This is a genomic window from Aetokthonos hydrillicola CCALA 1050 (genome assembly GCF_017591665.1).
In the GTDB taxonomy this organism is placed as follows: domain Bacteria; phylum Cyanobacteriota; class Cyanobacteriia; order Cyanobacteriales; family Nostocaceae; genus Aetokthonos; species Aetokthonos hydrillicola.
The window spans coordinates 1-6932 of the sequence record NZ_JAAKGC010000176.1 but is presented as its reverse complement, the minus strand read 5'-3'; the positions used below and the strand labels follow the sequence as shown (position 1 = coordinate 6932).

The window sequence follows — 6932 nt, the reverse complement described above, 5'->3', positions numbered from 1 at the left end:
CAATTTCATCTCTAGCTGCAAAGCTAAATAGTAAGTGTAGCAGTCGCGATGAAAACATCAAGTAATATAACTAGATGCGTTGACTCTCCAGTTAACTAGAGTATTTAGAATAAAATCAGGAAATTTTTAGATGATAGTTATGCAATTCCTAGGTTTGAGAAATGGCTTTTTAGCCTTTACTTTTGTGGTGATCGCTTCCCTTGGCGGCGTTGTTACAGGCTGTTCTAGTTCAGCACAAAGCCAAAACAAAGTCGGGAACCCCACTGCAACCACTGTTGGCGACAAGCAGATGGATCACGGTGGCATGAATCATGGCGGTGGCATGATGAATCATAATATGGCAATGGATTTAGGTCCAGCCGATGCTAACTACGATTTGCGGTTCATTGATGCGATGATTCCGCACCATCAAGGTGCTGTGGAAATGGCTAAAGTTGCCGTACAAAATTCTAAACGTCCTCAATTTAAAAAGTTAGCAAACGACATCATTAAAGCTCAAAACAAAGAAATTTCCCAGATGAAACAGTGGCGACAAGCTTGGTATCCTACAGCAGGAGATAAGCCTATGGCTTATAATACCCAAATGGGTCACATGATGGAAATGACCTCAGAACAAATGAAAGGCATGATGATGAGCAGGGACTTAGGATCAGCTGATGCTGAGTTTGATCTGCGTTTTATCGACGCGATGATTCCTCACCATGAAGGGGCTGTTACAATGGCTCAAGATGCCTTAACTAAGTCCAAGCACCCAGAAATTAAGAAACTCGCTCAAGATATTATCACCTCTCAACAGAAAGAAATTAAACAGATGAAGCAATGGCGACAAGAGTGGTATAAAAAGTAAGTTAGTACGTTCTCAAAAAGCCAACTATAAATAAAGTTGTTACCCAGAGTGAAGATTCCAGTGGGAATTTCATCTGGGCGCAGAGTTATTTAAAGAGTAGCCAAAATCCGATTTCATCTTAATTTCATTCGCAAATAGGAAACTAAGTAATAAGTGCATATATAGCTAGAAAGCAGCAATGCCTGCTCGTCAGTACTTAAGGACTTTTGATAGCAATGCCTAACTCCTATTCCAAGCAATCTATCGTAATTCGTTCTGTTTCTAGAACATTCCTGTTGCTTTTTGTACTGTCCTTTCCCACAGTGGTGTTAGCCCACGGTGGGCATGGAAACGAGTTTCAAGGAGAGAGCGAAGCCACTCAAAGCAGTCACTCTATTCAAGTTGATCCCCAAACCGCTCGACGCTTAGGAATTAAAGTCGAACCAGTTAAACAACAGCAGTTAGCAATTGGGATTAAAACTACTGGACAGATTGAAACCCTGCCTAGCTACCGAGTAGAAGTGACCAGCCCAATTTCCGAGTCACAGGTGATTGATCTGTTAGTAGAACCTGGTGCAGTTGTAAAAAAAGGGCAACCAGTTGCTGTTGTAACTAGCCCTGATTTAGTAACACTGCGTGTTGATTCCTTAACAAAACGGGCAGAGGCGCAAGCTGATTTGAAAAAGGCGCAAGCTGATTTAAAGCAAGCACAACAGAACTATCAGAAATATTTACAAATAGACGCTGCTGAAATAGCCCAAGCACAGAGCCAAGTAGGATATGCACAAGAAAAGTATGATAAGGATAAGCAGTTAATGAATGCTGGCGCTATCCCTCGTCGTACTGCCCTCGAATCTCAAACCCAGCTAGCAGAAGCTAAAGCAAAACTAGTTACAGCCGAGAGCCGCAAGGATCTGATAGACGCTGAGAATAAACTCAAAACCGCCCAATCATCTGTTGAGCTAGCCAAATCAAAGCTCCAACTCAGTAACACTGCCTATCAAACCCGACTTTCTCAACTGGGAACCCGCGCCAATACTAAAGGACTAGTAACTGTAACATCTCCAATTGACGGTAAAGTCGCCGACAGAGAAGCTACTATTGGCCAAGCATTTAAGGATGCGGGTGGCAAATTAATGACGATAGTGAATGACACTCAGGTTTTTGCTACAGCGAATATTTTTGAAAAAGATTTAAGTAAGGTAAGGAAGGGTCAAAAGGTAAGCGTGAAAGTCACTTCTGTAGCTAACCGCACTTTCACGGGAAGAATTGCCGTAATTGGGTCAGTGGTTGAAGGTGAAACACGGGTTATACCTGTGAAAGCCCAAATAGATAACCCAAACGGAGTACTCAAGCCTGGAATGTTTGCAGAACTAGAAGTTTTGACGGATAAAACATCATCGGCAATCTTAGCAATTCCCAATGCAGCTGTGGTAGACGCTAATGGGAAAAAAGTTGTTTATGTGCAAAGTGGCAATGCTTACCAGCCAGTTGAAGTTAGCTTAGGTCAAACCTCTGGGGATATGGTTGAGGTCAAAAGCGGGTTATTTGAGGGGGATATGGTAGTTACTGTGCGAGCCCCTCAACTTTATGCTCAGTCTTTGCGGGGTGGTAACAAGCTAAAAGAAGACGAACACACGCAAGCTCCTTTGAAAGCGACGGAAGCTAAAACACTAAACTTACCAGTACCGCTATGGTTAGTCGGAGCCGCAGGAGGGGCTTTTATTGCTAGTGTTGCTTTCGTGGCAGGTCGTCGTAGTAAACCTCAAGTTCCAGTATCAGGAGCACTTGCTTCTGTACCACAAGGATCTCCTGATACTTCTGTAACAACCCCAAACTCTTCACCGTGGGATGATAACCATCACGTGCCTCACGACGATTTGAAAGTTACAGTCATACGTAACAACACTGAACAGTAAAAACCCAGCTAGGATTCGATTACTATTGATTGAACTTCGTTGGAGTTTGTTGTTTACTAACTTTAGGCGATATACTTCCAGTTTCTGTATATCGTTTGAGCAGTTTTTCAATAAAGCTTATAGCTACTGGAAATTTTTGTGCTAGCTGACGTTTTGATAGTCCACCTTCTACATACGAATCAATTATCCTCAGACGTAAGTCGAGCGAGTATGGTTTCATTTCTACTTTTCTCATATCCACAACCTAACACACTGATTGTATTTGAGTACAGCAAATAACCCTGCCTAACTAGCCAGACAGAAAGTTACTATTATCCTTGCTTGACGAGCCACAGCAGGCACAACGAAGCGCAAAGTTACCAGCCAAGGATACTGACAAGAGCAAGGCATTTTTTATCAGCCATGCTACTCGTTCAATCTCCTCTCAATGCCTACGAAGTTAGCTGACGGGCTAGAACTGAGAGATGTTCTTCTCTAACTCGGTGAGCCTTGACATTGAAGTTAATTTTTCATAACTTTTAGTCTTCACTTTATATTAGAAATAAGCCCCAAATTTGGTTCCTCCGCTCTTGACTAACCCCAGGCAACAAATTTTTTAGGGTGAGTCGTAGATTAGGCAGACTGATTTATGCTTATTTAAATTAACCTAGTATCACTACTGATGTCAAGTTTCTCAATTATCGTTTTTCGTCTAAATTTCTTGAAAAATTAGGTCTTTATCCTTACTTTGCTAGCCCTACAACCGTAATGCTACTGAATTCTAAAATAGTCGTCCTCTGCTACAGTTCCAAAGGATAAGCAAAGATAATCGCATAGGTGCATTGCACCGCAACTTTCAAGTCGGGAAGAGGTTTACTTCCAGTTGCCAGCAAAGCTTAGAACTCTTGCATAAAACATTTATGCCATAAGAATAAACCGTGTTTTTTTGATTTACGTTTTAAACAAATGGTTTTTAATAAAATTTCCCTCAGTCAAGAGCAACCGTTTCGACAGCGACTGGTAGCAGAAATGAAGCGTTTCAGCTTAAGTTACCTGCAAAGTCACTTCTCATCTAGCTACTTACTAGATGAGCATTCGGGGAGAAAAAATTGACTTGTTTTATACTTGAGTATCTTCTATGGTGTAGCAACCCTTAACTCTCTGGTGGTAAGAAAGGAGTCTGCAAATCTTTTCAAGAAGCTGGTTAGGGGTATAGCCAGCAGAATCCCTAACACCCCACCTAATTTTGCACCACACAACAAAGAAATAAAGATGACAGCAGGATTTACACCAGTTATTTGACCCATTAGACGAGGTACAACAATAGTTTCGTTAATCTGTCCTACCAACACCGCTATTACTAATAACTTAACTGCTAACCAAATATTTTGGATAGCAAGTATGGGAAGAATTAGGGATACTATAACGGTTCCACCAAAAGGTATAAAGCTGGCCATCCCAATCACCAAACCAAATAATAGTCCGAAGGGGATTTGAAACACTAGGAATAAAGCTATGAGTGCAGTACTTTCAATCATTGCCAAAGTTGCTTGTCCAGCAAAATAATTCTGGAAACTCTGCTGAATCAGAGATGGTAATTGGATATTCCAAGGTTTCTGAAAATCTGGAGAAACACCAAGCACCTTCAAATACCAATGTGGTTTTTCCATAATTGTCCGATGGTATTCATCTACTTTTTGAGTACAGGATAAAAACTCTACTATTTTGCATTCAATAGATTTACCGCAACAATTCACTCGATTTATTTAAATAATGTTCCAACGGAGAATAGGCAAAGAAGAGCAAAACCCAAAAATAGTCCCATAACTCTTGGTTAAGATATGCCACACCAATGGAAATCAATGCACATATCGGTTCAATTAAAGCTTTGATTTTCATTGAGCGAATTGTCGCCTCATCCAAGTCACTATCTACTAATTTGCGATCGCCTGTCGCATAAGACCAATTTATCCAAGAAATAAACCCAATTACAGCAATATTTAAACTAAACCAAACTTTGGCCAGAAAATTATCTGGAAAAGTAATGACTAAATCATTAGATAAAGGCACTAAAAATAACACCATTAAGTACCCTAGAGAAATCCACAGATGGGTTCCATCAGTTCTCCGCAGATATTTGAACTGGCGGGAATGGGAAATCCAATAAGTTGCAACTAAAATAAAGGTGATAGCATAAGTTCCTAATGGCTTTAACTGACTAAACAAAAATGCATTGATATCACCATCCGTCATTGCTTTAACATCTTCTGGTAAGTCAAAGGCAATTACCATTAAAGCCATTGCAAAGGCAAAAATAGAATCACTCAAACGTGCCAAAGACAAAATGTTTTCGGAATTATTTTGATTGCTTTGAATAATCTTATCTTGCTCTATTAATTCCTTCATCCTTTCATCTCCTTTACAACATTAGAGGAATCATATTGCATACCAATTCAAACTTTAGAATCAATAGATCCCCGAGTTCTTGAAGTTGGCTATTTATGTGAGTTAAGCTCATATTTCTATATTATGAGCATTATTCATATTTGTCAAGCCAAAATATGAGTAATCCTCGTTTATTTATTTTTGCTAGATTTAAGTATAAATTAAAACATTTTACGCACTAATGAACACTGATAGAAAAAGGCTTTGTACTCTATTTCCTATTCCCTGCTATGTGACAGACAATCAGAAATAATAAAAGCCCACACTGTACTGTCCAGTGTGGGTAGTTTACTCAACAGAAAATTAATATTGTTGAGAATGAGTGGTGGGGAACTTTCAACCAATCTTGGCGAGTCATGTACATGACCCAGCAACGCTATACACTTCCCGCCTTTACAGATTCTTGACCAGCAGTAGACTCTTGCTTGCTGTCGTTCATACGAGCATAAACGGCTTCCAGTGTCTGAGGATATTCCTTAAACTCAGTCCCCATCCACACATCCCAATAGCGGAAGTATAGCCCGTAGTTACCGTTCACATGGGTGTGATGCATGTTGTGGTGAGTCGAAGGCGTTTTCCATTTCAAGAGCCAATGCGTTGTCCAGCTTTGAGGAATAATTTCATAGCCTAAATGACCGATTACATTCAACACCAGTGATACTGCTTGGTAGCCAATCAAAGCCGAGAAATGCACTGGCAAGAGGAAGGAGAAAATTGCACTGGGTAAGCCTTCGACGATCGTTTCAACAGGATGGAAAGAATAGGCTGTGAACGGGCTGACATCAATACTATCGTGGTGAACTTTGTGCGTAAACTTGTAAAGCGGTTTCCAGTGCATCAACCGATGTGCCCAGTAGAAATACGTATCTTGTAAAAAGATCATCAGCACCACACTGAATAACAGGTAGGGAATTCCATACTGTCCGATGTCCTGATAAATACTGGTCAGACCATGCTGTTGAGCGATGTAAACACCCGCGTCAATCACTGTGAAAATGAGAATAGACACAATAGACTGGCGGATTTCTTTCCACCATTGTTTTTCATAACTGCGTTGCTTTTGCTGAATTCGTCGGGCTTGAAATTCTTTTTTGTACCACACCCAGAACACTAGGAAGAAGGGAACCGTAACCAGGAAGTAAATCGCGATCGCCGGGAGGGCTGTACTGAATAATGCAAAGTCCCCAAGCGAATCTAAGTAAGATAAAAAGTTCAAATCATCAGTATTCAAAAGGTTCTCAAGCATGATTGGTGACTCCATTAGGTGTTTGTTAAATTGTTTGAGTTTTGCTCATGTTTTTATAATATGACGACTGCTCATGTTTGTCAAGCGAAATCTGAGAATTACTCACGTTTAGTCCTGAAAAGCTCAAATCCAGACTAGGCAAGTATTTAGCTACATGCCCACGCGGCCAACACGGCATTCGCTGCTGCTTCGCCCGCCGCACAAGCCCCTTCCATGTAGCCTCGCCAGACGCGCGATAAGTGGGTGCCAGCCCAATAAATCCGGCCACAGGGTTGCCAGAGGCGATCGCCGATCGTTGTGAGGGTTCCAGTCGTCATATAGGAGCAGGCCCCACCTTGCGACCAATGTTCATTTACCCACTGTTGAACCACCATTTCTACGGGATGACGACCGAGGTCGCCCAGGGCATAGGCCACCTGATCGAGAATGATTTGGTCGCGTTCGGCCTTGCTCGCATCATCTAATCGGATCGATGGCTCGCCGCCAAACAGAATCGAAATTACTCCATGCTTTGACT

The 6932-nt window shown here is 41.3% G+C and carries 7 protein-coding genes and 1 riboswitch; of the genes, 2 read left to right on the top strand and 5 right to left on the bottom strand.

Annotated elements, in window-relative coordinates:
* The first annotated feature begins 130 nt into the window (after positions 1 to 130).
* A complete protein-coding gene (locus tag G4P69_RS34670) occupies positions 131 to 847 on the top strand; it encodes a DUF305 domain-containing protein (RefSeq protein ID WP_243902073.1) in 717 nt (238 codons plus the stop codon).
* Between the two features lie 215 nt (positions 848 to 1062).
* The gene (locus tag G4P69_RS34665; protein WP_208338463.1) at positions 1063 to 2745 is read left to right on the top strand and encodes an efflux RND transporter periplasmic adaptor subunit; all 1683 of its coding nucleotides are present in this window, start codon (positions 1063 to 1065) and stop codon (positions 2743 to 2745) included.
* 22 nt (positions 2746 to 2767) lie between these two features.
* On the opposite strand, the gene G4P69_RS34660 is transcribed toward G4P69_RS34665, so the two are convergent.
* From G4P69_RS34660 to G4P69_RS34640, 5 genes are all read right to left on the bottom strand, one after another.
* Positions 2768 to 2965 (bottom strand): helix-turn-helix domain-containing protein, encoded by a 198-nt coding sequence (locus G4P69_RS34660; protein WP_208338465.1) that lies wholly within the window; start codon positions 2963 to 2965, stop codon positions 2768 to 2770.
* Positions 2966 to 3158: 193 nt separating this feature from the next.
* Positions 3159 to 3341, bottom strand: a riboswitch (cyclic di-AMP (ydaO/yuaA leader).
* Between the two features lie 519 nt (positions 3342 to 3860).
* On the bottom strand, positions 3861 to 4394 hold the full coding sequence (locus tag G4P69_RS34655) for an AI-2E family transporter (protein ID WP_208338467.1): 534 nt from the start codon (positions 4392 to 4394) through the stop codon (positions 3861 to 3863).
* Between the two features lie 70 nt (positions 4395 to 4464).
* Positions 4465 to 5130, bottom strand: coding sequence for a TMEM175 family protein (locus G4P69_RS34650; protein WP_208338469.1), 666 nt, complete (start codon positions 5128 to 5130; stop codon positions 4465 to 4467).
* A gap of 415 nt (positions 5131 to 5545) precedes the next feature.
* Entirely contained in the window at positions 5546 to 6430 is an 885-nt protein-coding gene (locus G4P69_RS34645; RefSeq protein WP_208354450.1) for a sterol desaturase family protein, read from the bottom strand.
* A gap of 131 nt (positions 6431 to 6561) precedes the next feature.
* On the bottom strand, positions 6562 to 6932 hold a 371-nt coding region (locus tag G4P69_RS34640; protein WP_208354448.1), incomplete at its 5' end, for an FAD-dependent oxidoreductase.

What these genes read in the sequence shown, in the direction of transcription:
- G4P69_RS34650 (WP_208338469.1), bottom strand. Translation starts at nt 5,130, where the DNA reads ATGAAGGAATTAATAGAGCAAGATAAGATTATTCAAAGCAATCAAAAT.
- G4P69_RS34645 (WP_208354450.1), bottom strand. Translation starts at nt 6,430, where the DNA reads ATGGAGTCACCAATCATGCTTGAGAACCTTTTGAATACTGATGATTTG.
- G4P69_RS34660 (WP_208338465.1), bottom strand. Translation starts at nt 2,965, where the DNA reads ATGAAACCATACTCGCTCGACTTACGTCTGAGGATAATTGATTCGTAT.
- G4P69_RS34670 (WP_243902073.1), top strand. Translation starts at nt 131, where the DNA reads ATGATAGTTATGCAATTCCTAGGTTTGAGAAATGGCTTTTTAGCCTTT.
- G4P69_RS34655 (WP_208338467.1), bottom strand. Translation starts at nt 4,394, where the DNA reads ATGGAAAAACCACATTGGTATTTGAAGGTGCTTGGTGTTTCTCCAGAT.
- G4P69_RS34665 (WP_208338463.1), top strand. Translation starts at nt 1,063, where the DNA reads ATGCCTAACTCCTATTCCAAGCAATCTATCGTAATTCGTTCTGTTTCT.